The organism is Aeromonas sp. 604282 (genome assembly GCF_049170575.1).
Classification (GTDB): Bacteria; Pseudomonadota; Gammaproteobacteria; order Enterobacterales; family Aeromonadaceae; genus Aeromonas; species Aeromonas veronii_A.
Genome location: NZ_JAAKMV010000007.1, coordinates 167,744 through 193,761 on the forward strand (window position 1 = coordinate 167,744; position 26,018 = coordinate 193,761).

Below are 26,018 nucleotides of genomic sequence, written 5' to 3' on the forward strand. Positions count from 1 at the left end.
CCTGAGCGATATCAGACGTGGTTGTACATCGCCTCGATTTCGCTCTGGTACTTGGCTTCGATGATCTTCCGGCGCAACTTCATGGTGGGGGTCAGCTCACCCAGCTCCATGGAGAAGGCGCTCGGCAGCAGGGTGAACTTCTTCACCTGCTCGAACTTGGCCAGCTCTTTTTGCAAGTCGGCGATGCGGGCTTCGAAGAACTCCATCACCCGGGAGTGGCGCAGCAGCTCGGTCTTGCACTGGTACTGCAGGTTGATGGAGCGGGCGTACTCCTCCAGCGACTCGAAGCAGGGGACGATCAGCGCAGAGACGAAGTGGCGGGCATCGGCGACGATGGCGATCTGCTCGATAAAGCGATCCTTGCCGATGGTCCCTTCCACCAGTTGCGGGGCCACGTACTTGCCGTTGGAGGTCTTCATCAGCTCCTTGAGGCGCTCGGTGAAGTAGATATTGCCCTGGCTGTCGAGCTCACCGGCATCGCCGGTACGCAGGAATCCTTCCTCGGTCATCACTTCGGCGGTGGCGTCCGGCTTGTTGTAGTAGCCGCGCATTACTGTGGGGGAGCGCACCAGCAGTTCGTTGTTCTCCCCCAGCTTCACCTCGATGCCGTTCAGTGCCGTGCCGATGGAGCCCAACTTGAACTGGCTGTCTTCGTAGCAGCAGACAGTGGCGGTGGTCTCGGTCATGCCGTAGCCGTACTTGAGGTTGAGTCCCATCGCCTGGAAGAAGAGGTTCACATCGTCGGCCAGACGGGCGCCCGCCACCGGCAGGAAGCGGGTGCGGCCGCCAAAGCGGGCGCGCAGCTTGCGAAACACCAGTCGCTCGGCGAGCCAGAGCTGGCCGTAGAGCAGAGGGGAGGCGGACTTGCCCGCCTGACGGGTGGCAACCATCTGCTTGCCGACCCGGGTCGCCCAGCCAAACAGAGCGCGACGCAGAGCAGGAGCCTGAGCCACCTTGGCCTGGATCATGGCGTAGGCCTTCTCGTAGAGGCGCGGCACGGCGCACATTACGGTCGGCTGCACCTCGCCAATCACATCCATCACCTTCTGTGGATCGCGGATATAGACGTTCTCGGCACCGCAGTAGAGCACGTAGTAGCTCCATGCCCGCTCGAATACGTGGCTGAGCGGCAGCATGCAGAGCGACACATCCTGCTGATTGAGGTCGAGGCGGCTGTTGTGCATCTCGAAACAGGCGGCGATGTTGCTGAAGTCGAGCATGACCCCCTTGGGCTCGCCTGTGGTGCCGGAGGTGTAGATCAGGGTCAGCAGATCATCCATCCGGTACTGGGTTTCCCGTACTCGCAGTTCCTGCTCGCTGGGCTGATGGTTGCCGGAGACCAGAAATGTCTGGAAGTGGCTCGCCTGCTCGCAGCCGCGCAGGTTGACGCTGCCGTCGAGGGCGATGAGCTGGCGGATCTCGCCGCTTTCAATCAGTTGCAGCGCCTGATCGAACTGAGGTTGCTCGCCAACGAACAGTACCTTGATGCCGGCATCTTTGACGATGTAGCGCAGCTGATCGAGCGTGCTGGTGGGATAGATAGGGACGCTGACACCGCGGGCGGCAAGGATGCCGAGATCGGCCTGGGTCCACTCCGGCATGTTGCGGGCATAGATGCCGACCATTTCGGTTGGCTGGTGGCCGGCCCGGATCAGCGCCTGTGCGCAGTAGTCCATGGCCTGGCCCAGAGTACGCCAGCCGATGGCGCGCCACTGGCCATCTTGCTGAACCCGCAGGGCAGCCTTGTTGCCAAGCTGGGCAATACGTTCACGCATCAGTCGAACCAGATGAAGCTTCGGCATCAGTTAAACATCCTTTAATTACAGTTGTACGCCTGCAAGGGCACTAAAAATCGGGCTAGAGTTTAAACTCCAAGATTACAGCTTACAAGTGTTCGCTGTTTGTCTTGGATCACAAAGAGTGCAAATAGCTCTTCCTTTGTGCAGAGTGGCCGATACTGCAAAGGAGCAAAGGGAGAGTTAACGATATGAATCTATGGATGAAAGGGGCATTGGCCGTGATCGGGCTCATGATGGTGGGGGGCGGGGCGGCCTGGTACTTTCTGGGCAAGACACAGCAGCCTGCGAATCCCTGGTATGAAGGGGCGGAGGGATACCAGCAGGCCCAACAGCAGGCATTGGCGCTGGGCTATCCGCTGCTCTATGTGCTGGAGACCCCCAAGTGCCGTCGCTGCAAGGCATTGAACGAACGCTTCTGGCGCAGTGAAGAGATGAGAGTGCCGTTGAGCCGATTGGTCAAGGTGCGGCTCAATCCGGGCAAGGGGGATGGTAGTGAACAGATCCTGCGCCGTTTTCCCAAGGTGGCCACACCGCCCGGCATCTATATCCAGCAGCCGGGTCAACCCCTCAAACCGATCAAGATAGTGGTGGATATACAGCAGATCTGGATGCCGGGGAAAACCTGGCTGCGGGGCTTCTATATGCCGCTTTCCGCCGCCGGATTCGAGGCGGTGGTTCACACCACTCTCTCCTTGCAGGATCCGGCGATGGATAACGCCCCCCTCGATTGAGGCGGGATCAGCTGAAGTCGAACAGGCGGGACATCAGTACCGCATCTTCCCGATCATTGCCGGTGCCGTAGTAGTCGGCGCGGCGGCAATACTCGGCAAAGCCGGCGCTCTCGTAGAGGTTGATGGCGGTCTGGTTGCCTGCCCGCACCTCGAGAAACCAGGCCTCTGCCCCGGCTTGTTTGCTGCGAGTCAGGTAGGCTTGCAGCAGTGTCCGTCCCAACCCCTTGCCCTGAAATTCGGGGTGGACACAGATATTCATCAGCGAGCTGTCTCCGGCCACCAGATCCGAGATATAGAAGCCGGCCGGGCGACCATCGACCAGCATCAAGCCGTTGAGATAGCGAGGACCGAAGCAGGATAGCAGGTTGGCCTGGCTCCAGGGCTCCTTGTGGGCGGCCTGCTCTATGGGATAGACAAGGTCGAAATCGGCTTCGAGCAGGGGACGAAACTCAGGCATGTTGACTCCGGGTGACTGGGTGGAGGATGTCGGGGTTGGCAAAGACGACTTTTGTAAAATCAGGTAAAAAGAGCGGCTTCCAAGAGGGCGTTGAAGGCATGATCATGCCGTACTGTTCGCCAGGTGTCGGCGTAGTTGTTGCCACAGGGCGCGCTTTTGTGCGGCACTGGGGGCCAGCGGACAGATCAACGCATCGGGTCGTTCCGGGTTGGCCTCCGTCAGCCAGAGCAGCGGTGAGGCATCCGCCGTTTGCAGATCGGCAGGCGGCAGCTCGCTGAGCAGTAAGACCTCGTCGGGGGTCATGCCGAGCAGCTGGCAGATATCCGCCAGCAGCGTGGTGGCAGGCAGCTGAGGCGCCAGCAACCAGAGTTTGCCGCTGGGCAGCGGAGCGCGGGTGGCCGGTGCTGTCTGGTCGGGCTGCACGGCATCTTGCGCAAGCTCGGGTACGAGATCTGCACCCAGCAATGCCGGACGACGCAGTTGCCAGCTTTGAATGCCCATGCGGGCCAACATGCTCTGACGAACGGGATCTTGCATCTGGGGCGACTCACTCTTGATCTGCGTTGGGGAAAATTGTGTTGCGCAGGGTACACTCGAACCGCTTTTGCTGCACCCTTTGCAACGCATCATCTGGCGCATGCGGGCATGGTGCCATCACTACACTGGCTATGCATGGGCGCAGCACGCTGCCGATACGGTATCGTACTGGCCTTGCGTTTTTTCCTGCCAGAGGCGGGTATTGTGCGGCAAGAGATACCAGAATAAACATCATAACAAGACAAAACCCAAGGTCGAGCAAATGGATATCGCGCCTTGGGGCTAACATCATCCCAGCTTCGGAACACTCTCTATGTCGTCTTTAGCTCAAGCCCAGAATCCTGCGCGTCTTATTCCCATCCAGGAGCGCTTGCCCCGGCTGCTGGCCGCCCTCGGTGAGGGACTCTACGAACGGCAGGATGCCCTGCGTCTCGGTTTGCTGGCGGCCCTCAGTGGCGAGAGTGTCTTCTTGCTGGGGCCACCCGGTATCGCCAAGAGTCTGATTGCCCGTCGCCTCAAGCTGGCCTTTCACGACGCCCGCCACTTTGAATATCTGATGACCCGTTTCAGCACACCGGAGGAGGTATTTGGCCCCCTCTCCATTCAGGCGCTGAAAGAGGATGGCAAATACCTGCGCCTCACTGCCGGCTATCTGCCGGAGGCTGAGGTGGTGTTCCTCGACGAGATCTGGAAGGCGGGTCCCGCCATTCTCAACACCCTGCTCACCGCCATCAACGAACGGCAGTTCCGCAATGGTGATAGCCAGCATCCCATCCCGATGCGCTTGCTGGTGACTGCCTCCAACGAGCTGCCGGCGCCGGACAGCGGGCTGGAAGCGCTCTACGACCGGATGCTGGTGCGGATCTGGATGGATCGGGTGCAGGAGAAAGCCAACTTTCAATCCATGTTGGCCAGCGATGGTCACGCCCACCAGAACTTGCCGGAATCCCTGCAGATCCGGGGGGATGAGTACGAGCAGTGGCAGAGCCAGATTGAACAGGTGCGCCTGCCGGATGCCTGTTTCGAACTCATCTATCAGCTGCGCCAGCAGCTCGACAGCCAGTTGGCCCACCGCTGCTATGTGTCGGATCGTCGCTGGAAGAAGGCGGTACGGCTTATCAAGGCGAGCGCCTTCTTCAACGGTCGTGACGAGGTCGCGCCGGTAGATCTGCTGCTGTTCAAGGACTGTCTATGGCATGACGAGGAGTCTCGTACCGCCCTGCTGGAGATGATGACCGAGTTTTCCCGCCTCTATGGTTATCAGCAACTGGCGATGACCCGCCAGCTGCTGGCGCTGCGGGATCAATTCAAACAGCTCAAGCAGGGCGTGTCCCAGCGTCTCTGCTGCAAGGCACGCAAGCGTAAACAGTGGTTTGGCCGACGGGCGAGGGGGATCGAGATCCCGCTCGCCAATGCCAGACCCTTTGGCAAGCAGGTACACTTCCATCTGCTCACCCCGGCCCCGCTGGATGGCAGCGATCCCGAGCGTCTTACCAGCACCCTGGTGTTCGATCGTACCCTGCTCTCCCATTGGCATCCGACCGGTGAGGCGCTGGTGGGCTATGAGTTCGGCAACCCGAAAGAGGGGCATTACGAGCTGGTGCTGGACGATGAGCTGCGCCTGCAGGTGCTCGATATCCAGCGCCAGCAGATCCCGCTGGTATTGATGGAGCGCAACGCCATCCCCGAGGTGGTGCTGGCGCCCTGGCTGCAAGCGCTCGACGAGCAACTGGTCCAGGTCGGCAAGGTGATGCAGGAGCTTAAACAGCAGCGCACTCTGTTCGAGCGTCATCGGCAGCACCTATTTATTGCCCAGCGCTGGCTGCAACAGGTGGAGGACAGTTTCTTCGTGCTGAACCGGGATCTTGAACTGCTGCGTGGCGAGTTGGTGCATTGGCGTGAGCGGTTGCCAAGGCTGGACGAGTAAGGAGCGCTCATGCTTGAGATTGGCATGCTGGATCTGGGGCTCCTGATCGGTGAAGGGGAGCTTGCAGGGGAGGTGGCACTTTTGCTTGCTGCGTCGCCCAAGATCTCCGAATTTATCAAACGCTCCCCACTGCAGGGCAAGCTGCTGAAAAAGCGCCTGCAGAGCTGGGGTGAGCAGCTTGGCGAGGAGATCCGTCACAAGCCGGTGCCGGTGGCGCTGGAGCAGGAGTACTTGCTCTATCAGGCGCACCGGCAGTTGCCGATGACCGAACTGATAGGTCGTTTGCCCACTCTGCTGGAGTCGCTGGATCACTACAGCCCCTTCGCCGGTGAGGCACGTTCCTTGGTGCGCCAGCTGATGGCCCATCCTACCGAGGGGCTGCGCCAGCTCTTTATCGACAAGTGGCGTGCCAGTCTGGTGGGTAGCCTGCTGCAACTGCAGCAGCAGATCGCCGAGGCGGAGCGGGAGAAGCAGCGTCAGGAGATTGAAGATCAGCTGCTGGCGAGCCGCACCCTGGCTGATGCCCTCGATCCGAACCAGATCTCAGCCGGTGGTCTTTGGGATCTGGCGCAGGGGCACTGGCACAAACGCAGTCTGGTGCTGGTCAAGCAATACGCCCGTATGTTGCAGCGCGAGCCCTTGCTGGCGGAGATTGCCGCTCTTCTCGGGCGCAGCGAGCGGGATCGGCGGGCACAGGAACAGCCGGTGCCGCCGGTCGAGGTGCTGGAGCTGGAACCGGCACCCAGCGATGATGTGCCCGACGATCTGGTGGGCATTCATCAGGCGAGCGACCTGATGCGGCTGCTGCCCAGCGAGGCAGTAATGCTGGGGCTGCCTGAGCTGGAGCTGGAGTTTTACCGTCGCTATCTGGAGCGGCGTCTGCTCAGCTATCAGTCGCGGGGTACCCTGCCGCGCCAGCGCATCATGCTGCGTACCCCGGAGCAGGGGGGCAAACAGCTGCAGCAGCGCGGTCCCTTTATCGTCTGTGTCGATACCTCCGGTTCCATGGGGGGCTACCCCGAGGAGTGTGCCAAGGCACTGTTTCTGGCGCTGCTCAAGGTGGCGATGGATGAGAAACGCGGCTGCTACCTTATGCTCTTCTCTACCGAGGTGGCGACCCTGGAGATCACCGCCGATACCGGACTGGACAAGGCAGAACGCTTCCTTTCCATGAGCTTTCACGGTGGTACTGATCTGGTGCCCTGTCTCGAGAAGGCGCTGGTCAAACTCGATGAGCCCGCTTTTGCCAAGGCAGATGTGCTGGTTATTTCGGACTTTATCGCCCAGAGTCTGCCCCATGCCCTGCTCGAGCAGATGAACCGCTATCGCCAGCGCCAGACCCGCTTTCACGCAGTGGCCATGTCCCGGCACGCCAAACCGGCACTGTTGCGGGTCTTTGACAACAGCTGGCTGCTCGATTGCGGTCTGCGCGGTCGGTTGCTTCGGCGATGGCAGCATCATTAGTTACCGGGAGGGAGCCAGCCCCCTCTTTCGCTCTGTATCCCCCTCCTCATTCCAACGTTATGATATTGCTGTAAAATGTGAGATGAAACCCATTCAAGTCCTCTCTCCTTGCGGTAGCCTTTACAGCCGTTGTTACAGGGTGATTTTCCGGTATCGGGTCGCCTGCTGCTCTTTCCCCATTCATCCGGAGTGTTTATGAGCCGACTTGCCTTGCTGCTGTTGCTGGCGGTATTCGGGCTGGCAGCCAGACCCTTGTCCCCCGAGCAGTTGGAAAATGAACTGGAGGAGATGGAGCAGGTCCATCAGCCTATCGAGTTGCTGAGGGAGCGCGTTGCTCGCTTGCTGCGGGATGGCAGCGACTATCCACCGTCCCAGCTGATGCGGATCAGTCGTCTGGCTTGCTGGGCCCAATCTGCCGATGACATCCAGGCGTCTCGCCGTGCGATTGCGTATGCCGACAGCCAACTGGTGCTGGCTCAACAACGGGGAGATGACGCAGCCATTGCCGAGTTGCTCATCTGTCGTGGCTGGTTCAATCAGCTGCTCGGCGAGGTGGCACTGGCCCGTCGGGATTATGATGAGGGGCTGCGGGTGGCTGGGGAGGCCGCTGTGCTCAAGCTGGAGGCGCTGGCGCTGTCCCACCGGGGAGCCATGTTGTCGTTTCAGGGGGCGTCAGGGCAGGGGCTGGTGGATCTCACCAGGGCGCACGACATCTACGAACGGTTGGGATTGACCACCTGGTATAACCGGGCGCAGCTCGAGATTGCCGCCGCGTTTCGCCGCATGGGTCTCTATGCCGAGGCACTCACTACCCTGAACCGGTTGCATGAACACTTTGCCCACAACCATGACGGGTTCGGTTTGGCCAGGATGAGAGAGCAGCTGGCTCTGGTCTATCTGGAGACGGGGCGCTATCAGGAAGCGCAGCAGGAGCTCGAACGTAGTCTCGCCTTTTTGCAACAACCCGAGTACCGGATTGAACATGCGGATCGTCAAGTGATGCTGGCGGAGGCTCTGCTCGGTCTGGCGCGCCTGGAGCAGGCCGGACGCTTGCTGGCGCAGGCAGCAGGTGTGCTCACCCCTGAAGTCGATCCTATCCTCCACGCCCATCTCGAGCTGGTAATGGCCAAACTGCAGGTGAAAATGCGGGATCCGGCCCCGGCCTTGATCGCACTGGCGAAGATTGAACCGATCCTGAAGGCTGAGGGGCACACTCGTTACCTGATGGATCTCTACGCAGTGCGCAGCGAAGCATTCGAGCTGCAAGGGGACTATCCGGCTGCGCTGGCGGCCTTGCGGGATCATTTGGTGCAAGAGCAGCGCCTCGACCAGATGCAGCGAGAGCAGAGTACAGCCTGGGTGCGCGGCCAGTTTGAACTGACCCGCCAGGCGGAAGAGAACAAGCGGTTGCGGGTCGAGCAGCAGTTGCAGCGGCAGGAGCTGGCGCAGAGCAAGGAGCGTCGCTTCTGGTTGCTGGTGGTGATGGTGCTCTGCGGTGGAGTGGCTCTGCTGACGATGAGGTGGTTGCTGGAGCGCAATCGTCGGATGCATCGGTTGGCCTTTACCGATGAGCTGACCGGTATCGATAACCGGCGTCGGGTGCTGGTGGATGGGCGCGAGCACTTTGAGCTGGCCCGCAGGCAGCAAATGCCCTTTTCTCTGCTGCTTTTTGATATCGATCACTTCAAGCGGATCAACGATTCGCTGGGTCATCATCAGGGAGACCGGGTACTGCAGTGGGTATCCAGAATGGTGGCAAGAGAGTTGCGGCAGCAGGATCTGCTGGGCCGTACCGGTGGAGAGGAGTTTTTGGCGCTGCTGCCGGAGACGGGGCTGGAGGAGGCGTCCCGTTTGGCTGAGCGGATCCGCGCCAGGGTCGGCCAACGGGCGTTGCCCGGTTTGTCCCATCCGGTGACCATCAGCATCGGGTGTGCCTGCCAGCGCGATGATGATCAGGATCTGGCCGCGTTGATCCGGCGTGCGGATGAGGCTCTCTACCGGGCAAAGGGGGCCGGGCGCAACCGGGTGGAAACAGACGACTGACGGACTGGGTATTTTTCACTCGCGCGGGTATAATGTCGCGCAATTTTGCTTTGACTCAGGCGATAAGACCCATGTAACGCAACCCTCCTCCCTCTTTCCACCAGGTTGGCAAAACGCCAGCTGGCGTGGCTTTCGTTGCGTATACATGTGCCGTGAGCGGCATTCCGGATTTATTCCCACGGTGGCTGATGCCACCGCTCAATAGAAGAACGTTGAATTATGTCAGCTGAATTTCTGAGTGAAGTCTCCAAGAGACGCACTTTTGCGATCATTTCGCACCCGGATGCGGGTAAAACCACCATCACCGAGAAAGTCCTGCTGTTCGGACAGGCCATTCAGCGCGCCGGTACCGTCAAGGGCCGTGGCTCGGGCCAGCACGCCAAATCCGACTGGATGGAGATGGAGAAGCAGCGTGGTATCTCCATCACCACCTCGGTGATGCAGTTCCCCTATGCCGATTGTCTGGTCAACCTGCTCGACACCCCGGGTCACGAGGACTTCTCCGAAGATACCTACCGTACCCTGACCGCGGTCGACTGCTGCCTGATGGTCATTGACGCCGCCAAGGGTGTTGAAGACCGGACCCGCAAGCTGATGGAAGTCACCCGTCTGCGTGATACCCCCATCCTCACCTTTATGAACAAGCTGGACCGCGAAGTGCGCGATCCGATGGAAGTGATGGATGAGGTGGAGCGCGAGCTGAAGATCATGTGCGCCCCGATCACCTGGCCCATCGGCTGTGGCAAATCCTTCAAGGGTGTCTATCACCTCTACAAGGATGAGACCTATCTCTATCAGAGCGGTCAGGGCCACACCATCCAGGAGAAGCGGGTGGTCAAGGGGCTGAACAACCCGGAGCTGGATGCCGCTGTCGGCGAAGATCTGGCCCAGCAACTGCGCGACGAGCTGGAGCTGGTGCAGGGCGCCTCTCCCGAGTTCGATCACGATGCCTTTATCGCTGGCGAGATGACCCCGGTCTTCTTCGGTACTGCACTGGGTAACTTCGGTGTCGACCACATGCTGGATGGCCTGACTGACTGGGCGCCGTCTCCCATGCCACGCAAGGCCGAGAGCCGCGAAGTGGTGGCGACCGAGGAGAAGTTCTCCGGCTTCGTGTTCAAGATCCAGGCAAACATGGATCCGAAGCACCGCGACCGTATCGCTTTTATGCGTATCGTGTCAGGCACCTACAGCAAGGGCATGAAGATGCGCCACGTGCGTATCGGCAAGGATGTGAACATCTCCGACGCCGTGACCTTTATGGCCGGTGACCGTGAGCAGGCGGAAGACGCCTTCGCCGGTGACATTATCGGTTTGCACAACCACGGCACCATCCAGATCGGTGACACCTTCACCCAGGGTGAGGATCTCAAGTTCACCGGTATCCCGAACTTTGCACCGGAACTGTTCCGCCGCATCCGCCTGCGCGATCCGCTCAAGCAGAAGCAGTTGCTCAAGGGGCTGGTCCAGCTCTCCGAAGAGGGGGCGGTACAGGTGTTCCGTCCGCTGATCAGTAACGATCTCATCGTCGGTGCGGTCGGTGTGCTGCAGTTTGACGTGGTGGTGTCTCGTCTGAAGAGCGAGTACAACGTCGAGGCCATCTACGAGGCGGTCAACGTCTCCACCGCCCGCTGGGTGGAAGGCACCGACGTCAAGAAGTTCGAAGAGTTCAAGCGCAAGAACGAGGTCAACCTGGCCCTCGATGGCGGTGACAACCTCACCTATATCGCACCGACCATGGTCAACCTGCGCCTGGCACAGGAGCGCCACCCGGACGTGGAGTTCCGTCAGACTCGCGAGCACTGATACTGCTTACCAAATCCCGCCAGATGGCGGGATTTTTTTATGTATCAAGGAGAGGTGATGGTTGAATCGATGAATCCTGCCTGCTCGGCTCTGGCTGAGAGTTATCTGTTATCCCTGCCGGTGGCAGCACGGGCTCGCCATGTCTCGGCGGACTACTTCTGTGCTGATGAACACAATGCCAACCTCTGTGCCGAGCTGGTGGCAGCAGGCCGCAAGCGAGCGACCTGTAGCCTCGCTTACTGGTATCTGGAGAAGGGCGAGCGGATGCCGGAACAGGGTGACTTGCTGGTGGTAACAGACTGGAATTGTCACCCCAAGGCTCTGGTTGAACTGGTGTCAGTCACCTTGTGTCCATTCGATGAGATTGATGCTGCGTTTGCCGCCGAGGAGGGGGGAGGGCGATGGCTCTCTGGCCTGGTGGCGCAAAGCGCACAAGGCATTCTTCGAATGCGAGATGAAGGCGGAAGGAGGCGAATTTGATGAGCACGCCACGCTGGTGCTGGAGCGATTCCGGGTAGTGGCGTTACCGCAGTAAACGAAGCGGCAAGCAGGGAGGCTCCTGCTTGCCGCTATCACCTTAGAGCGCCAGGTCTAACACCATGCAGATCTCGCAATCCCCGTGGCCGGTGCAGCCAAGGGGGCCGGGCAGGTGTTCAAAGCCCAGTGATTCATAGAGGCTGGTGGCTTCGCGCAAGACCTCGGTCGTCTCCAGATAGCAGCGCTGATAACCAAGCGCGCGAGCCTCATCCAGCGCCTGCAACACCAGCCGCTTGCCAAGGCCCAGTCCGCGCAGGGCGGGCAGGAAGTACATCTTCTGCAATTCACACACTCCCTCCTCGCCATCCAGCGGAGCTATGCCGCCGCCACCGAGAATGGAGCCATCCGGCCCTTCGATGACCCAATAGCGGCTCTTTTCCCCCTGATAGCTCTGGGAGAGGGTGTCGAGATTGGGATCCGAGACGCCATATCCCTTGTCGGCGGTGAGCCCATATTCAGCCGAGACGGTGCGGATAACGGTCGCGATGTGAGGGTTGTCTGCTTCTGTGATAGGGCGAATATGGTAGCCCTGCTGGCGGCGAGCGCGGGAGAGGGCGCTGCGGTAGAGCAGCATGCCGCTCCACAGCTGTTCGCGCTCGGATTGGCTCAACTGCGCCAGCATCTCTTCCATCGCCCCGTCCATCTCCCGGTGCAACTCCAGCAGCATCCCCTGACCGTTGACGGTGAGGCGGGCCTCCTTGCTGCGGCCGTCGGAGGGGTGCGGGTGCCAGCTGATAAGCTCCCGCTCGGCGAGGCGTGCCAGCGGACGGCTGGCGTTGGATTTGTCGATGTGCAGCTTTTCTGCCAGCTGCTGATTGGTGGCCGGGGCGTTTTCCAGCTCGATCAGCAGGTGAGCCTCGATGGGGGTGAGGGCCAGATTGCCGCACTGCTGGGAGAGCATGCCGAGTTCGCGAACCAGATCGCGCGACAGGGCGCGCAGGGGACGGGGATCCATGTCGTGGTTTCCTTTTAGTTGTGCATGACAACTAAAATAACGTAAAAGTTGTAATTCGCAACCTTTTGCTGTGATGGCTTGCAGAATTTGGGGTGAGCGGCAGCCCCGTTGATTGGGCTGCCGCAGGTGGGGCGGTCGTCAGGCGGCTGCTCTGATGGCCAGCTCCGGGCGGCGGGAGAAGCAGCGGGCGAGCAGCAACATGGTGGCGACGCCTATGGTGCCCAGCACCAGCCAGGGAAGGGCCGGTTGTCCCTGTTGCAACGAGAAGTCATAGAGGGAGCCGCCGCCCACATAGCCGGTCATGCCCCCCAGCGCCAGTCCGAGGCGGCTGAAGCCCATGTAGCTGCCGCGGGCTGTGGGGTTGGCCAGCCGGGTCATCAGGGTCTCCCGGGCCGGTTCGCAGATGATGATCCCCAGATAGAAGCAGGCCAGCAGTACGAAGATGCCGGAGAGGGTGCTGACGAAGGCGACCAGTCCGATCCCCACCGTCATCAGCAGGATACCCGCCATCAGCCGGCTCTCCAGCCGATAGCGCCGCTCGCTGAAACGGGCGATAGGGTAGAGCAGCGCCAGTGACAGCGCCGTTTCCAGGCTGTACATCCAGCCCACTGCCGTGGTGGTGCCGGAGAGCTGCTTGACCAGAATGGGGAAAATCAGCATCACCTGTACCCACAGCATGTAGTAGCCGCTTAAGATCAGCACCAGTCGGCAGAAGGCGCGATCAGCCAGTACCTGTCCCAACCCTTCCCGCATAGGAGTCGGTTTGACCGAGAGGCGGTAGGCGGGCAGCAGGGTCCAGTTGCAGAGCGCCGCCAGGGTGAAGAGCCCAGCGCCCAGCAGGCAGACGTAGGTGAAGTCAAAGCGCAGCAGCCAGCTGCCGAGCAGGGCACCGGTGACGGCACCCGCGCTCTCCAGCATCATCAGCAGGGAGATAAAGCGGCCCCGCTCATGGGGACGGGTAAATTTGATCACCAGTGCCGCCCGTGGCGGGTCGAACAGGCAACCGCCCAGACCCGAGAGGAAGCAGGAGAAGATCAGCATGGCGCCGCTGTCGGCCCAGGCCAGGGTGGCAAAGCCGACGGCGCGCAGCAACATGCCGGTGACGATGAGCGGGCGGGCGCCGAAGCGGTCGGCAAGCGAGCCGCCAAAGATCCCCAGCCCCTGCTGGGTCAGCTGGCGCAGGCCGAGGGCCAGCCCCACCAGACCGGCCGCCCAGCCGAGCTGGTCGACGAAGCGCAGGCTGATCATCGGCATCACCACAAAGAAACCCAGGATCACCAGTGTGGTATCCAGCGCCAGAAACCAGCGTCCCCAAAACCTCGCCCTATCGACCATAACGCCCTCTCATTCACAGATACCTTCATTCTGGAGAGGGTTTAGATATAGTGGTAGACGACAACTACCTATATTTCATATCAGGATTATTTATGTCTATGGATCTGGACGATCTGCAACTGCTGCTGGATGTGGCCGAGCTGGGCAGCTTCAGTCAGGCGGCGGCCATTCGTGGCTGGTCACAGCCGCTGGTGAGCCAGCGGATTGCCCAGCTGGAGGAGAGCCTCGGGGCACCGCTGTTTCAGCGTCATCGGCGCGGGGTGACGCCGACCCGTGCCTGCGAGGAGTTTCTGCCATCGGCCCGCTCTGCGCTGGCGATCCTGAGCGAAGGGCGGCTGGCACTGCAGGGGGCGCCTGCGCTGCCTTGTATCCGTCTCTCCAGTCTGCCATCCCTCACTTCGGTGGTGTTTGGCTCGTTATTGATGGAGCTGGTGGACGAGCCGTTCGAGATCCGCTGCACCACGGATCACTCCGGCGAGATCATGCAGTCGTTGCTGACCGGGGAGGCCGATATCGGCTTTGTACTCAAGCGCCCGCCGGTTGCGGGCCTCCAGATGGAGCTGCTCTGCTGCTCCCCCATTATCGCTATCGCCTCGCCATTGCATCCGCTGGCCGGTTGTCACGGTCTCACCCTGGAGGATATTGCCGACCAGCGGCTGGCGCCTCAGGTCTGGGGGCCGGGGTGTGACGTCTTTATCCAGCAGTTGCGGCGGTTGCGGCGGGCCGCCAGCCCCCTGCATGCGGTGCAGCCCGCCAGTGCGGCGCGGGATCTGGCGCTGGAACACGGGTTTATCACCCTGATGCCGGAGCTGGCCATCAAGCGGGATCTGGAGGTGGGGCGGCTGGTCAGGCTAGATGTGCGCAATCTGCCGCAAGAGCATTGGGATGTGATGATGGCGTGGCGCGGTGGCAAGCGGCCCAACCCGGCCCGGGAAACCGTGTTGGCCACCGCCCGCGCGCTGGCGAAACGGTGGCGCAATGAGTAGAACGATGCGGGACAAGGCCCGCATCGGGTGGATCAGTAGCTGGCCTTGAGGGTTACGCCACTGAACGCGGAAAACCCTGACAGCTGCACATGCCAGGTACCCGCCTTGGGATTGGTGAAGGAGCAGCTTTCGTTGTTACCGCCCTTGTAGGGACGGCAGTCATAACTGCTGCTGGTGGGGGCGCTGCCAAAGCGGACGTAGAGGTCGGCATCACCGGTACCGCCGCTGCTGCTGATCTGCAGCGACCTGGTGCCAGCTGGTACGTTCAGGGTGTAGTTGAGCTTGCCACCCTTGCTGGCGGCGAGGTTGCTCACCGGCACGCTGTTTTGCAGTACATTGTCACTCGGTGGCGGCGTGGTGCCGCAGCTGGCATCGACCCCGACGGTCTGGAAGGCACGCGCCACATCCGCCTGGCTGTAACCCAGATCGGCGGTCGCCCGGCTGACGCCGCAGGCCCCTTGCTGGTAGTTGGTGTTGGCGCCCCAGTAGAGGCGGTTAGCCAGCACGAACACTTCAAATGCCTTGCGGGGGTTCCAGCCGCTGCTGGTGGCGAGCAGATAGAAGGCGCGGTTATAGACCCCGGAGCTGTGGTGTACATCCATCCCCTCCTGATAATCCGCCGCATGGCCGATGGAGCTGCCATCACGGGTCGGATCCTCGAAGTAGCGCAGGGAGCCGTTGCCCTTGAAGATCTGGGCGCCGACCAGCCAGTCGTTACTCCCCTTCATGTAGAACTCGGCCGCTTCCCCCGCCATGTCGGAGAAGGCTTCGTTGATGCCGCCGGATTGCCCTGAATAGATCAGCCCGGAGTTCTGCTCGGTGAAGCCGTGGCTCACCTCGTGGGCCGCCACATCGAGGCTCACCAGCGGGTGGAAGGTGGTGGCGCCGTCACCGAAGGTCATCTGGCTGCCATCCCAGAAGGCGTTCTCGTAATTCTTGCTGTAGTGAACCCGCATCTTCAGTTTGAAGGTGAGGGGCGCCGTGTTGTACCAGTTGCGGTACATGTCGAACACCACGTTGCCGAAGTAGTGGGCGTCGTTGAGGGGCGAGTAGGCGCCGTTGATCTCTTTGACCGTATTCTCCGGGCAGGTGAACTGGTGGATGGTGCCGCCAGAGGTGGCGTGGTTGAGGTTGATGGTATCGACGTTGGGGCTGGTCATCCGGCAGCTGTCATCGACGATGAGCGGGCCAAAGTCGGTGCCATAGAAGTATTTGCCTGTCTTGATGTTGCCCCCCGGGCCGGTGGCATCCTTGTGGTTGATCCCCTCCCAGCGTTTGAGCTCCTCACCGCTCTGGGCATCAAGGATGACGAAGGGGCGGCTTGGCTTGTCACCTTCGGCGATGAAGGATACCTGATAGACCAGCCTGGCCAGCCCGTTCTCGTCCTGCATCACGTAAAGCTTGATCTGCTCGTTGCTCCCCTTGCTGCCCGCCTTGGCCTTGCTGGTGGCATCCTGTGGCGAAAGGGTTGCGACCGGGCTCGCCACATCCTGATCGATCTGGCGCAGCATTCGCCCGGTGGCCTTCTGCAGCTGGCCGCTCAGGCTCTTGTCAGCCACCACCACCTGACCCATTACCGGGATGCCGTTCCAGACCTGCTCGTAGCGGATCCGCTGCTGGCCGTTGGGCAGCTGGACCACCCGTACCTGACGAAACTCGCCATCTTCCAGTTGCAAGGTAGCACTCGCGGCACTGAGGCCGGTTATGGCCCGGATGCCGTTTGTCGTTACGTTGATCTCTACCTCTTGCGCCGCCAGTGCGGCGCTTCCCCAGCAGGCCAGCGCAACGGCCAGATAAATTTTATTCATCTCTTCTTTCCTTAAATCGATGAGCTTGATAAACCGACCGAAGGTCGGGCGCTTTGAAGCTAGCGCCGGTGGGGGAAAGTGCCCCCTGTCAAAAGTGACAGAGCAGCACAAAGGGGTAGCAGGATCTGCCAAAGTGCCGTTTGGGGGTATTCGACGGTGCCATGTGGAGATTGTTATCCGGTTTCAGACACCCACCCTCCTCTTTTGAGGGAGGAGAGAACGTGCGCTGCCACTCTCCGCGAAGCCTGTCGGATGAGGGCCGTAAAAGTGGCTGGCGCGGCCAGTGGCGATTGGCTACATTGGGTGCTGGTTCGCTATTTGATCACTGATTTGAAAGGAGAATCCCATGTTTTCATGGCAGTTGGACGACGAGCTTGCGCTGCTCTTCTTGCAGCCCGATATGGCGAGCGAACTGTTTGCCCTCTGCAATGACAACCGGGAGTATCTCTCCCAGTGGCTACCCTGGCCGCCACTGATCCAGCGCCCCGTCGACAGCGCCCTCTTCATTCGCAGTGCCATCGAGAAGTTTGCCCGCGGTGAGGGGCTCACCACCGCTATCGAGTATCAGGGGGAGGTGGTGGGGGTCATCGGTTACAACAGCATCGATCACGACCTTGGCAAGGTGATCATCGGTTACTGGCTGGCGGAGCGCTGGCAGGGCAACGGCATCATCACCCGGGCCTGCCAGGCCCTGATCCATCACGCCTTCGAGGAGATGGGGATGGAGAAGGTGGAGATCAGCGCCGCCACCGATAACGAGCCCAGCAGAGCCGTCTGTGAACGGCTCGGGATGCAGCAGGAGGGGGTGACCCGGCGCGCAGAGCGGCTGGGCAACCGGATTGTGGACCATGCCCACTACAGCCTGCTGCGCGACGAGTGGCTAAGACAGAGGGAGTCCTGATGGCGCTGCCACATATCAAGACGGCCCGCACCCACCTGACCATACTGTCGCCGGATCAGGCCCCCATGATGCTCGACTTCTACCGGCGCAACCGTGCCCATCTCACCCCCTGGGAGCCGCTTCGGGACGAGCACTTTTATACCCTCTCGTACTGGCATGCCCGGCTGCAGGACAGCTACAGCCAGTTCTTCAACGGCACCGGCATCAATCTGGTGGCACTCGATCCGGCTGGCGAGCGGGTGATCGCCACCTGCAACTTCAGCAATATCCTGATGGGGGTCTTCAAAGCGTGTCATCTGGGCTACGCCATCGACCAGCAGCATCAGGGGCAGGGAGTGATGAGAGAGGTGCTGTCAGCCGCCATCGACTACCTGTTTCGGGAGCACGATCTGCATCGCATCATGGCTTGCTATATGCCTGCCAATCAGCGCAGTGGCGCCTTGCTGGAGCGGCTCGGTTTCGAGCGTGAGGGATTCGCGCGTTCATATCTGATGATCAATGGCCGCTGGGAGGATCACATCCTCACCTCGCTGATTAATCCGGCCTCCTGAACGACAGATAAAAAAAACGGGCCCGAAGTTGCCTTCGGACCCGTCTTCGAATGAGGTGCAGGCTTAGTTGGCCTTGGCATCGCTCACTGCAGCTTCAACCTTGGTAGCCGCTTCGGTAGCAGCTTTTTCTACGGTTGCAGTCGCTTCGGAGGTGGCCTTCTCTACGGTAGAGGTGGCTTCGCTAGCGGCTTTTTCTACAGTGGCAGCAACTTCGGCGGCCGGAGCAGCAGGAGCGGCAGCTTTTTCTTCTTTCTGACCGCAAGCAGTCAACATCAGACCCAGGATACCGGCTACCAGTACTTTGTTCATGTGCATTCCCTCAAATAAATATGGAGAGATGGTCTGTGCAACCATCACAGCGCCCACCGTTGCCCGGTATTGAAACAAGAAGCCGGGAGGCAGCAGGCGGGCGCAATATAGCCCCATTAGTTACCGATGAAAACGGATATCACAATGACATTTTTTCGTGCCGTTGATAAAAAGCTCCACTGCAACGACTGATATCAATACAAGATGCCGTTAAATAGTGCTGATTGCACAATAAAACACCGCTTTGCTGCCATCTTGTGGCGGTTTAACAAGGTCAAGGTTGCTCAAGCGCGGCCGATGGCCCACACCTTAGTCAGACAGCTTCTGACAGGGCAGCCGTTTTCCCTCAAGGTGGCTCTGGCGGGCCAGATCCAGCAGCGCCATCACCGCCAGCGCTTCACTTGCTGGCACCGGGTTGCTCCCTTCGCCCTTGATGGCGGCGCAGACACCGCGATAGTAGGCGCCATAATCCCCCGCCTCACCCACCACGCTCTGCTGCTGTAACTGACCATCGACAATGCAGCTGAGCTGACCGGGTTCGCTATCCATGCCCCAATCCGCCGCCGGGGGCCGCTTGCCCAGCTTGAGCTGATCTTCCTGCACATCCATACCGAATTTCACGAACGAACCCTGGCTGCCGTGAACGATGAAACGCGGCATGGTGGCCGAGACCAGACAGCTGCCATGCAGAATGACCCGCAGAGCACCGTAACCCAGCACCACATGGAAGTAGTCGTCCGCCAGTGCGCCGGGGCGCTGCCCGGCAAGGTCTGCTTGCAGCCAGTCCGGTTGGCCGAACAGCTGTAGCGCCTGATCCAGTACATGGGGGCCGAGATCGAACCAGAGGCCGGAACCCGGGCCACCCGCTTCGCGCCAGCGCTGGCGCACTTCGGGGCGATAGCGATCGAAGTGGGATTCGAACTGGGCTATCTGCCCCAGACTCCCTTCTACCAGCAGACGGCGCACGGTAAGGAAATCCCCGTCCCAACGGCGGTTGTGGAAGATGCTGAGCAGTCGCTGCTGCTTTTCGGCCAGTTCGACCAGTGCTTGCGCCTCGGCCAGATCCAGTGCAAAGGGCTTGTCGATCACCACATGTTTGCCTGCCAGTAGCGCCTGGCGGGCGAGGGGGGCATGGGTGTCGTTGGGGGTGGCGATCACCACCAGATCGACGGTCTCATCGCTTAGCACCTCCTCCAGTGAACCGACCCGGCAGTCGGGCAGATCGGCCTGCACCTTGGCGGCATCGCGACTCACCACCCAACTCAGGGACAAGCCCGGCGTGGTGGAGAGGAAGGGGGCGTGAAAGGTCTTGCCTGCAAAGCCATAGCCCACTAGGGCTGCGTTGAGAGTGTGGCTCATCGGGAGTTCTCCGCTGACATCGAGTGAGTGGGGTTGCCATCGCAGGCTCTCTGCCGGATGGCCATTCGTTGTAAAGGCGATACAAACGAGAAGGGGGCCGATGGCCCCCTGAGTGTGCCCATCAGAGCACAGGATTTATTGCAAACACAAGCGGCGACCGCGTCGGGTCATCAGCATCACCAAGGGCGGCAGCAGCAGCCACATATGCAGCGCCAGCTGGCTCAGCGGGTCGTGCATCAGGGCGCCGGTCAGGCCAACCAACGCGCCGGATCCGCTCATCTGGAACAGGCCGAGCAGGGCAGCGGCGGTACCGGCGCAGTGGCCGAACGGTGCCAGCGCCATCCCGGCGGCCGAGCCCAGAATCATGGCAAAGCCGATGCTGGAGAGGAATACCGGCCCCATCATCGCCAGCGGATGTTCGATGTGCATGGCCAGAGTCAGGGTGATGGCCGAGAGCATCAACACCAGCAGGCCGATGCGCAGAGTGCGTCTTGGCCCCACCTTGGCGATAAAGCGTGGTGCCATGAAGCAGGCCAGAATGTTGAGCGCGGCGTTGGCGGTAAACCAGTAGCTAAAGCCGCTCATATCGAGCCCCAGTTTCACCATCAGTTGTACCGGCGCGGCGGTGACATAGGCAAGGATCACCGCCATCGCCAGCATGCACAGCGCCGCGTTGAACAGGAAGCTGGGGGAGCGCAGTACCGGGCTGTAGCGAGACCAGCTGATGAGGGCCCCTTCACTGCGGGTCTCCTCCGGGCGGGTCTCCGGCATCCGCCACATCAGCCAGCTGCCGACGATGAGCGCATAACCGGCCATAAACCAGAAGTTGGCAGACCAGCCCGCCTTGGCGGTGAGCCAGCCGCCGAGCAGGGGCGCCAGCGCCGGAATAAAGCAGATGGCGCCATTGAGATAGGAGATCATCTGACCGCTCTTTTTCGGGCCATAGCTGTCACGCACCACCGAGAAGGCGGCGACCGAAGTAGCGCAGGCGCCGAAGCCCTGCAGCACCCGGGCCAGCATCAATTCGCCGAGGCTGGCGGCAAAACCGGCCCCCAGCGCGCTCAGGCCATAGAGCAGCACGCCGCCCAGCGCGATGGGCTTGCGACCGTAGCGATCGGCCAGCGGGCCAACAAGCAGTTGCCCCAGCCCCATGCTGAACAGGAACCAGGTGATGGTGCCCTGCATCAGTGTTACTTCGGCGCCCAGCTGTTCGGCCATCTGCGGAATGGCGGGCAGGTAGATGTCGATAGCCAGCGGACTGAACAGCACCAGTAGTACGAGTAAAAGTATCAATGGCATCTGTCACCTCTTTAGTCAGCCAGGTTAATGAATTGGGGCGCGAGTCTACTGACTCACAGTAATGAATAGAAATGGTATTTAATCACTTTGGTTATTCCATTATGGAAACATGTATTAAAAAGCTGGTTATTCGATGGCTTCCAATCACCTGCAACCCCATCACAGCGGGTGTAATTGGCGCTTTTACTAAACGCTTGCGCCGCATAGAATGCGCAGATTATTTTTGCGGAGGTGCTCGATGAACAAGCTTGTCCTGGCAACAGGTAACCAAAAAAAGGTGAAGGAATTGGCCGCCATGCTGGCCGATATGAAGATCCAGGTGATCCCACAGAGCGAGTTTGCGGTCTCCGATGCCGATGAGACCGGCACCACCTTCGTCGAGAATGCCATCATCAAGGCCCGCCACGCCTCCCGTATTACCGGTTTGCCAGCCGTGGCCGATGATTCCGGTCTGGAAGTCGATCTGCTGCAAGGGCGACCCGGCGTCTACTCCGCCCGTTTTGCCGGTGTGGGTGCCGGTGACAAGGCCAACATCGAGAAGCTGCTCGGCGAGCTGCAAGGTGCCCCCGAGTACCTGAAGAGCGCCCGCTTCTGGTGTGTGCTGGTCTATATGCGCCACGCCGACGATCCCACTCCCATCATCTGTCAGGCGAGCTGGGAAGGGATGATCATCGACGAGCCACGCGGTCAGCACGGTTTTGGCTATGACCCGGTCTTCTTCGTGCCGGATCACGACTGCACCGCCGCCCAGATGCCCGCCGAGCTGAAAAACCAGCTGAGCCATCGCGGTCAGGCGCTGGCCAAACTCAAAGCGGCGCTGGCTGCGGCGCACTGAGTCACTTCGCCACCTTGTCGGTTACACACGGTCAATTACACATAGTCATCTACAATGGGGGCCTTGAGCCCCCGTTTTATTGGAAGCCCCATGCTGCAACTGCCGCCGCTCTCTCTCTATATTCATGTGCCCTGGTGCGTCCAGAAGTGCCCTTACTGTGACTTCAACTCCCATGCCCAGAAGGGGGAGTTGCCTCACCTCGAATATGTCGCCGCCCTGCTGGAGGATCTGGATCAGGATCTGAAGTGGGCGCAGGGGCGGCCGCTCTCCTCGATCTTTATTGGCGGCGGCACCCCCAGCCTGTTGACGGTGGAGGCGATGCAAACCTTGCTGGACGGGGTGCGGGCCCGCATTCCGCTCACCGCAGATTGCGAGATCACCATGGAGGCTAACCCGGGCACGGTGGAAGCGGACAAGTTTGCCGGTTTCCAGCGTGCCGGCATCAACCGTATCTCCATCGGGGTGCAGAGCTTCCAGCAGGAGAAGCTGACCCGCCTCGGCCGCATTCACGGCCCGGAAGAGGCGCGCAAGGCCGCCGCACTGGCCCACGCCATCAAGTTGCCCACTTTCAATCTGGATCTGATGCACGGTCTGCCGGATCAGAGTCTGGATGATGCCCTTTATGACCTGCAGCAGGCTATCGACTGTGCCCCACCGCACCTCTCCTGGTATCAGCTCACCATAGAGCCGAACACGGCATTTGCCTCCAAACCACCCAAGCTGCCGGAAGATGACACCCTGTGGGACATCTACGAGCAGGGCCACGCTATGCTTACCGCCAGCGGTTATCGCCAGTACGAAATCTCGGCTTACGCCAAAGAGGGCTATCAGTGCCATCACAACCTCAACTACTGGCGCTTCGGCGACTATCTGGGGATCGGCTGTGGCGCTCACGGCAAGGTGACCGATCTCGCGGATCAGCAGATCCTGCGCACTGCCAAGCTGAAGCATCCGAAAGGGTATCTGGACAAGAGTCGCCCCTATCTGGACGAGCAGTGGCAGGTGACGGCAGACGATCTGCCGCTCGAATACTTCATGAACCGCTTCCGCCTGTTTGAACCTGCTCCCAAGGCGGAGTTCGAGGCCTATACCGGCCTGCCGCTGGAGCGGGTAGAGACGGTGCTCGCCATCGCCCAAAGCAAGGAGCTTATCGAGGATCTGGGGGATAGCTGGCAGCTCACTTCTCTCGGCCATCGCTATCTCAACGTATTGCTCGAACTGTTTATGGATGAGTGAAAACTGGCTCACGATCTGGCTGCGAAGCCGTGATCAAGGTTCATGCGCTGCTCGGAAGCCTCACGTATATCTATACGCTCCGGTTCCTGCGCTGCTCTTCACCTCGCTGACAGCTTCTCGCAACAGGTCGTGAGGCAGTTTTGGCGAACCGTGTTTCGAGATAACAATCAGGGCGCCATTGGCGCCCTGATTGTTTATGGTCGGAAGGAACCCGCTCAGCAGCAGACGCGGAACATCTGCTGTTGGCCGGGCTCCCACCGCTTGCCGAATTTGGCCTTGCGCTGGTAACTCCCCTTGCCCTTCTTGTTGCGCTCGACCCGGCTGCGAAACAGGGGATCACAGAGCAGGGCATGAAGATGGTTATCCTTTATCTCGCCGCGCTGATGGGCATAGCAGCCCCCTTGCGCATTTTCCTCACGGGGGAGGGCGGGTTGGTCGACCCGGATCTTGGCCATGATGGCTCCTCTTCTTTTCTCTTGGTGTGTTGATTCTTGTGTCTGGATGGCTGTTTTCGCTGCGGGCGCCTGTTCAGGCTAGCGCTCGGCAACCGGATGCACTGGCTCCGGTTAAAAACGCGGCGATTTTGTTACCAAATCGCCGCCGGAGCAATGCGTCGGCGCCGTCGAGTCAGTCACACTGAGCCAGGCACGCTCAGTCAGGCATACCATGTCAGCCATGAACCGGGTCATGCTGGCCGTGGCTGTGATGCTCGTGATGGGCCGGGGCGCCAGATTCCAGCGTCTCGAGGATGGCGCAGTGCTCCGCCGAGCGGGGGCCGCCGCAGCAGATATTGGAGAGCTCGCGCAGGTTGTCGCGAAAGCGGGTCAGTTCGATGATCTTCTGCTCCACTTGGGCCAGCTTGGTGTCGGCCACTGCTTTCACCTCCTGACAGGTGACTTTGGCCTTGTTGGTATCGAGGTCGAGCAGCTCGCCGATATCTGCAAGGGAGAAGCCCACCGACTTGGCGCGAATGATGAACTCCAGCCGCCGCTTGTCCTGTTCACTGTAGAGGCGGTAGCCGGATTCGTTGCGGATCCCCGGTGAGATAAGCCCGTTCTTCTCGTAAAAACGCAGGGTATCTGCCTTGACCCCGCACGCCTTGGCCAGTTCACCGATCCGATACATGCTCTCTCTCCCCTTGAATGTATGCCGCCACAAAAACCGGAATCCACTATCACCCCTTTGCCCATGGATTGCCAGCCAAGGGCATAAAAGGGGCAGATAAACATCTCCTGGCGACCCTTTTTCCCATAAAACACTGAAAGTGCAAACGTTTCGAGAAAATCAATTGGAAAACGTTTAACGCCGCGCCAAATAAGGCTTTGCTGTTTCAAAAAATCCACCACAGGTCACATTTTTTGTGTAGAATACGCGCCCATAACAGAGCGCCGCACCAAGCGGGCATTTCCTAAAACGCTTTTGCCGGATGTCGGGGCGAGAGTGGTTTGCGAAATCCCCCACTTCCATTTATTTGGGGACTCTCTGTGTTGAGCCTCGCCTCCCATGGAACGGTCCCCGTTATGTTGAGGACGATAGTGTGATGGAACAAGCTCGACCCATTCGCCGTGCACTGCTGAGTGTGTCTGACAAAACTGGCATTCTGGAATTTGCCAAGGCACTCAACGAGCGTGGTGTTGCCCTGCTCTCCACGGGCGGTACCGCCAAGCTGCTTGGCGAGGCGGGTCTGCCGGTGACCGAGGTCTCCGACTACACGGGTTTCCCTGAAATGATGGATGGCCGGGTCAAGACCCTGCATCCCAAGGTTCATGGCGGCATCCTCGGCCGTCGGGATCAGGATGACGCCATCATGGCCCAGCACGCTATCTCCCCCATCGACATGGTTGTCGTCAACCTCTACCCGTTTGCTGCCACCGTGGCCAAAGCGGGCTGCACCCTGGCCGATGCGGTCGAGAACATCGACATCGGCGGCCCGACCATGGTGCGTTCTGCCGCCAAAAACCATAAAGATGTCGCTATCGTCGTCAAAGCTGCCGACTATGATCGGGTTATTCGCGAAATGGATGCCAACGGCAACAGTCTGAAACTGGCGACCCGTTTCGATCTGGCGATCAAAGCCTTCGAGCACACCGCTGCCTACGACGGTATGATCGCTAACTACTTCGGCACCATGGTGCCCTCTTATGGCGACAACAAGGAGGGTGATGAGGAGTCCCGCTTCCCGCGCACCTTCAACAGCCAGTTCATCAAGAAGCAGGACATGCGCTACGGCGAAAACAGCCATCAGGCTGCCGCTTTCTACGCCGAAGAGCATGCCGCGCCGGGTTCTGTCTCCAGCGCGACCCAGTTGCAGGGCAAGGCGCTCTCCTACAACAACATCGCCGACACTGACGCGGCGCTGGAGTGCGTGAAGGAGTTCGACGAGCCGGCCTGCGTCATCGTCAAGCATGCCAACCCGTGTGGCGTGGCCATCGGTAACGACCTGCTGAGTGCCTACGATCGCGCTTACCAGACCGACCCCACCTCTGCTTTCGGCGGCATCATAGCCTTCAACCGTGAGCTGGATGGCGCCACCGCCAAGGCCATCGTCGAGCGTCAGTTTGTTGAGGTGATCATTGCCCCAACCGTCAGCCAGGAGGCCCGCGACGCGGTCGCCGCCAAGCAGAACGTGCGTCTGCTCGAATGCGGTCAGTGGACGGCCCCGGCGCAAGGGTTTGACCTCAAGCGCGTCAACGGCGGCTTGCTGGTGCAGGAGCGGGACCTCGGCATGGTGACGCTGGGTGACCTGACCGTGGTCAGCAAGCGCCAGCCGACTGAGGCCGAGCTGCAAGATTTGTTGTTCTGCTGGAAAGTTGCCAAGTTCGTCAAATCCAACGCCATTGTCTACGCCAAAGATGGCCAGACCATCGGTGTCGGCGCCGGCCAGATGAGCCGCGTCTACTCCGCTAAAATCGCCGGTATCAAGGCGGCTGATGAAGGGTTGACCGTGGCGGGCTCCGTGATGGCCTCCGATGCCTTCTTCCCGTTCCGCGACGGTATTGATGCTGCCGCGCAGGCCGGTATCTCTTGCGTGATCCAGCCGGGTGGCTCGATGCGCGATCAGGAGGTGATCGACGCCGCCAACGAACACGGTATGTGCATGGTCTTCACCAACATGCGCCACTTCCGTCACTGATGGATCAGGG

General features: G+C 60.4%; 23 protein-coding genes. 12 read left to right on the plus strand and 11 right to left on the minus strand.

Annotated elements, in window-relative coordinates; all coding sequences use genetic code 11:
- Positions 1 to 11: 11 nt before the first annotated feature.
- Positions 12 to 1,802 (minus strand): AMP-dependent synthetase/ligase, encoded by a 1,791-nt coding sequence (locus tag G5367_RS10830; protein ID WP_421244024.1) that lies wholly within the window; start codon positions 1,800 to 1,802, stop codon positions 12 to 14.
- 227 nt (positions 1,803 to 2,029) lie between these two features.
- On the opposite strand from G5367_RS10830, the gene G5367_RS10835 reads away from it, so the two are divergent.
- Entirely contained in the window at positions 2,030 to 2,530 is a 501-nt protein-coding gene (locus tag G5367_RS10835) for a hypothetical protein (RefSeq protein ID WP_406596058.1), read from the plus strand.
- A 7-nt stretch (positions 2,531 to 2,537) separates the two neighbouring features.
- On the opposite strand, the gene rimI is transcribed toward G5367_RS10835, so the two are convergent.
- Complete coding sequence (rimI, locus tag G5367_RS10840) at positions 2,538 to 2,987, minus strand: ribosomal protein S18-alanine N-acetyltransferase (RefSeq protein WP_216952883.1); 450 nt, start codon at positions 2,985 to 2,987, stop codon at positions 2,538 to 2,540.
- A 102-nt stretch (positions 2,988 to 3,089) separates the two neighbouring features.
- Complete coding sequence (locus G5367_RS10845; RefSeq protein WP_421244023.1) at positions 3,090 to 3,524, minus strand: DNA polymerase III subunit psi; 435 nt, start codon at positions 3,522 to 3,524, stop codon at positions 3,090 to 3,092.
- 313 nt (positions 3,525 to 3,837) lie between these two features.
- Between G5367_RS10845 and G5367_RS10850 the strand changes: the two genes are divergently transcribed.
- From G5367_RS10850 to G5367_RS10870, 5 genes are all read left to right on the plus strand, one after another.
- The gene (locus G5367_RS10850) at positions 3,838 to 5,451 is read left to right on the plus strand and encodes an ATPase RavA domain-containing protein (RefSeq protein WP_421244022.1); all 1,614 of its coding nucleotides are present in this window, start codon (positions 3,838 to 3,840) and stop codon (positions 5,449 to 5,451) included.
- 9 nt (positions 5,452 to 5,460) lie between these two features.
- Positions 5,461 to 6,915, plus strand: a complete 1,455-nt coding sequence (gene viaA / locus G5367_RS10855) for an ATPase RavA stimulator ViaA (protein ID WP_421244021.1) — start codon at positions 5,461 to 5,463, stop codon at positions 6,913 to 6,915.
- 195 nt (positions 6,916 to 7,110) lie between these two features.
- Positions 7,111 to 8,958, plus strand: a complete 1,848-nt coding sequence (locus tag G5367_RS10860; RefSeq protein WP_421244020.1) for a diguanylate cyclase — start codon at positions 7,111 to 7,113, stop codon at positions 8,956 to 8,958.
- 219 nt (positions 8,959 to 9,177) lie between these two features.
- Positions 9,178 to 10,764 carry a peptide chain release factor 3 gene (gene prfC / locus G5367_RS10865; RefSeq protein WP_236368204.1) on the plus strand — a complete coding sequence of 529 codons (1,587 nt, stop codon included), beginning with the start codon at positions 9,178 to 9,180 and terminating at the stop codon, positions 10,762 to 10,764.
- 57 nt (positions 10,765 to 10,821) lie between these two features.
- Positions 10,822 to 11,244 carry an ASCH domain-containing protein gene (locus G5367_RS10870; RefSeq protein WP_421244019.1) on the plus strand — a complete coding sequence of 141 codons (423 nt, stop codon included), beginning with the start codon at positions 10,822 to 10,824 and terminating at the stop codon, positions 11,242 to 11,244.
- A gap of 97 nt (positions 11,245 to 11,341) precedes the next feature.
- Here the strand turns inward: G5367_RS10870 and G5367_RS10875 are convergent, their stop codons facing one another.
- Together G5367_RS10875 and mdtH are read right to left on the minus strand one after the other, a co-directional pair.
- Positions 11,342 to 12,256: a bifunctional helix-turn-helix transcriptional regulator/GNAT family N-acetyltransferase gene (locus tag G5367_RS10875; protein WP_337073238.1), complete on the minus strand. Its 915-nt coding sequence runs from the start codon at positions 12,254 to 12,256 to the stop codon at positions 11,342 to 11,344.
- A 138-nt stretch (positions 12,257 to 12,394) separates the two neighbouring features.
- Positions 12,395 to 13,591 (minus strand): multidrug efflux MFS transporter MdtH, encoded by a 1,197-nt coding sequence (gene mdtH / locus G5367_RS10880; RefSeq protein WP_005340523.1) that lies wholly within the window; start codon positions 13,589 to 13,591, stop codon positions 12,395 to 12,397.
- A 92-nt stretch (positions 13,592 to 13,683) separates the two neighbouring features.
- On the opposite strand from mdtH, the gene G5367_RS10885 reads away from it, so the two are divergent.
- Positions 13,684 to 14,577, plus strand: a complete 894-nt coding sequence (locus G5367_RS10885; protein ID WP_216980120.1) for a LysR family transcriptional regulator — start codon at positions 13,684 to 13,686, stop codon at positions 14,575 to 14,577.
- A 32-nt stretch (positions 14,578 to 14,609) separates the two neighbouring features.
- On the opposite strand, the gene G5367_RS10890 is transcribed toward G5367_RS10885, so the two are convergent.
- Positions 14,610 to 16,385, minus strand: coding sequence for a M4 family metallopeptidase (locus G5367_RS10890; protein WP_421244018.1), 1,776 nt, complete (start codon positions 16,383 to 16,385; stop codon positions 14,610 to 14,612).
- Positions 16,386 to 16,731: 346 nt separating this feature from the next.
- Between G5367_RS10890 and G5367_RS10895 the strand changes: the two genes are divergently transcribed.
- Positions 16,732 to 17,286 carry a GNAT family N-acetyltransferase gene (locus G5367_RS10895; protein ID WP_182970399.1) on the plus strand — a complete coding sequence of 185 codons (555 nt, stop codon included), beginning with the start codon at positions 16,732 to 16,734 and terminating at the stop codon, positions 17,284 to 17,286.
- Positions 17,286 to 17,837, plus strand: coding sequence for a ribosomal protein S5-alanine N-acetyltransferase (gene rimJ, locus G5367_RS10900; protein WP_421244017.1), 552 nt, complete (start codon positions 17,286 to 17,288; stop codon positions 17,835 to 17,837). Before G5367_RS10895 ends, rimJ begins: the two co-directional genes overlap by 1 nt.
- A gap of 63 nt (positions 17,838 to 17,900) precedes the next feature.
- On the opposite strand, the gene G5367_RS10905 is transcribed toward rimJ, so the two are convergent.
- The 3 genes from G5367_RS10905 to G5367_RS10915 form a co-directional block, all read right to left on the minus strand.
- Entirely contained in the window at positions 17,901 to 18,146 is a 246-nt protein-coding gene (locus G5367_RS10905) for a hypothetical protein (RefSeq protein WP_193860654.1), read from the minus strand.
- A gap of 309 nt (positions 18,147 to 18,455) precedes the next feature.
- The gene (locus G5367_RS10910; protein WP_421244016.1) at positions 18,456 to 19,505 is read right to left on the minus strand and encodes an oxidoreductase; all 1,050 of its coding nucleotides are present in this window, start codon (positions 19,503 to 19,505) and stop codon (positions 18,456 to 18,458) included.
- A 135-nt stretch (positions 19,506 to 19,640) separates the two neighbouring features.
- Positions 19,641 to 20,804, minus strand: coding sequence for a multidrug effflux MFS transporter (locus tag G5367_RS10915; RefSeq protein WP_005340537.1), 1,164 nt, complete (start codon positions 20,802 to 20,804; stop codon positions 19,641 to 19,643).
- A 238-nt stretch (positions 20,805 to 21,042) separates the two neighbouring features.
- On the opposite strand from G5367_RS10915, the gene rdgB reads away from it, so the two are divergent.
- Both rdgB and hemW read left to right on the plus strand, forming a co-directional pair.
- Positions 21,043 to 21,639: an RdgB/HAM1 family non-canonical purine NTP pyrophosphatase gene (gene rdgB / locus G5367_RS10920; protein ID WP_139461316.1), complete on the plus strand. Its 597-nt coding sequence runs from the start codon at positions 21,043 to 21,045 to the stop codon at positions 21,637 to 21,639.
- A gap of 90 nt (positions 21,640 to 21,729) precedes the next feature.
- A complete protein-coding gene (gene hemW / locus G5367_RS10925) occupies positions 21,730 to 22,875 on the plus strand; it encodes a radical SAM family heme chaperone HemW (RefSeq protein ID WP_421244015.1) in 1,146 nt (381 codons plus the stop codon).
- Between the two features lie 215 nt (positions 22,876 to 23,090).
- Here hemW and G5367_RS10930 read toward each other — a convergent pair whose 3' ends face one another.
- A complete protein-coding gene (locus tag G5367_RS10930; protein WP_234916489.1) occupies positions 23,091 to 23,330 on the minus strand; it encodes an alternative ribosome-rescue factor A in 240 nt (79 codons plus the stop codon).
- A 214-nt stretch (positions 23,331 to 23,544) separates the two neighbouring features.
- Positions 23,545 to 24,000, minus strand: coding sequence for a Zn(2+)-responsive transcriptional regulator (gene zntR, locus G5367_RS10935; protein ID WP_421294305.1), 456 nt, complete (start codon positions 23,998 to 24,000; stop codon positions 23,545 to 23,547).
- A gap of 415 nt (positions 24,001 to 24,415) precedes the next feature.
- On the opposite strand from zntR, the gene purH reads away from it, so the two are divergent.
- Positions 24,416 to 26,008 (plus strand): bifunctional phosphoribosylaminoimidazolecarboxamide formyltransferase/IMP cyclohydrolase, encoded by a 1,593-nt coding sequence (purH, locus tag G5367_RS10940; protein WP_216980124.1) that lies wholly within the window; start codon positions 24,416 to 24,418, stop codon positions 26,006 to 26,008.
- Positions 26,009 to 26,018 lie beyond the last annotated feature (10 nt).

Excerpts from the sequence above, each read along its gene's own strand:
- G5367_RS10830 (WP_421244024.1), bottom strand. The coding sequence starts at position 1,802 with ATGCCGAAGCTTCATCTGGTTCGACTGATGCGTGAACGTATTGCCCAG.
- G5367_RS10835 (WP_406596058.1), top strand. The coding sequence starts at position 2,030 with ATGATGGTGGGGGGCGGGGCGGCCTGGTACTTTCTGGGCAAGACACAG.
- rimI (WP_216952883.1), bottom strand. The coding sequence starts at position 2,987 with ATGCCTGAGTTTCGTCCCCTGCTCGAAGCCGATTTCGACCTTGTCTAT.
- G5367_RS10845 (WP_421244023.1), bottom strand. The coding sequence starts at position 3,524 with ATGCAAGATCCCGTTCGTCAGAGCATGTTGGCCCGCATGGGCATTCAA.
- G5367_RS10850 (WP_421244022.1), top strand. The coding sequence starts at position 3,838 with ATGTCGTCTTTAGCTCAAGCCCAGAATCCTGCGCGTCTTATTCCCATC.
- viaA (WP_421244021.1), top strand. The coding sequence starts at position 5,461 with ATGCTTGAGATTGGCATGCTGGATCTGGGGCTCCTGATCGGTGAAGGG.
- G5367_RS10860 (WP_421244020.1), top strand. The coding sequence starts at position 7,111 with ATGAGCCGACTTGCCTTGCTGCTGTTGCTGGCGGTATTCGGGCTGGCA.
- prfC (WP_236368204.1), top strand. The coding sequence starts at position 9,178 with ATGTCAGCTGAATTTCTGAGTGAAGTCTCCAAGAGACGCACTTTTGCG.
- G5367_RS10870 (WP_421244019.1), top strand. The coding sequence starts at position 10,822 with ATGGTTGAATCGATGAATCCTGCCTGCTCGGCTCTGGCTGAGAGTTAT.
- G5367_RS10875 (WP_337073238.1), bottom strand. The coding sequence starts at position 12,256 with ATGGATCCCCGTCCCCTGCGCGCCCTGTCGCGCGATCTGGTTCGCGAA.
- mdtH (WP_005340523.1), bottom strand. The coding sequence starts at position 13,591 with ATGGTCGATAGGGCGAGGTTTTGGGGACGCTGGTTTCTGGCGCTGGAT.
- G5367_RS10885 (WP_216980120.1), top strand. The coding sequence starts at position 13,684 with ATGTCTATGGATCTGGACGATCTGCAACTGCTGCTGGATGTGGCCGAG.
- G5367_RS10890 (WP_421244018.1), bottom strand. The coding sequence starts at position 16,385 with ATGAATAAAATTTATCTGGCCGTTGCGCTGGCCTGCTGGGGAAGCGCC.
- G5367_RS10895 (WP_182970399.1), top strand. The coding sequence starts at position 16,732 with ATGTTTTCATGGCAGTTGGACGACGAGCTTGCGCTGCTCTTCTTGCAG.
- rimJ (WP_421244017.1), top strand. The coding sequence starts at position 17,286 with ATGGCGCTGCCACATATCAAGACGGCCCGCACCCACCTGACCATACTG.
- G5367_RS10905 (WP_193860654.1), bottom strand. The coding sequence starts at position 18,146 with ATGAACAAAGTACTGGTAGCCGGTATCCTGGGTCTGATGTTGACTGCT.
- G5367_RS10910 (WP_421244016.1), bottom strand. The coding sequence starts at position 19,505 with ATGAGCCACACTCTCAACGCAGCCCTAGTGGGCTATGGCTTTGCAGGC.
- G5367_RS10915 (WP_005340537.1), bottom strand. The coding sequence starts at position 20,804 with ATGCCATTGATACTTTTACTCGTACTACTGGTGCTGTTCAGTCCGCTG.
- rdgB (WP_139461316.1), top strand. The coding sequence starts at position 21,043 with ATGAACAAGCTTGTCCTGGCAACAGGTAACCAAAAAAAGGTGAAGGAA.
- hemW (WP_421244015.1), top strand. The coding sequence starts at position 21,730 with ATGCTGCAACTGCCGCCGCTCTCTCTCTATATTCATGTGCCCTGGTGC.
- G5367_RS10930 (WP_234916489.1), bottom strand. The coding sequence starts at position 23,330 with ATGGCCAAGATCCGGGTCGACCAACCCGCCCTCCCCCGTGAGGAAAAT.
- zntR (WP_421294305.1), bottom strand. The coding sequence starts at position 24,000 with ATGTATCGGATCGGTGAACTGGCCAAGGCGTGCGGGGTCAAGGCAGAT.
- purH (WP_216980124.1), top strand. The coding sequence starts at position 24,416 with ATGGAACAAGCTCGACCCATTCGCCGTGCACTGCTGAGTGTGTCTGAC.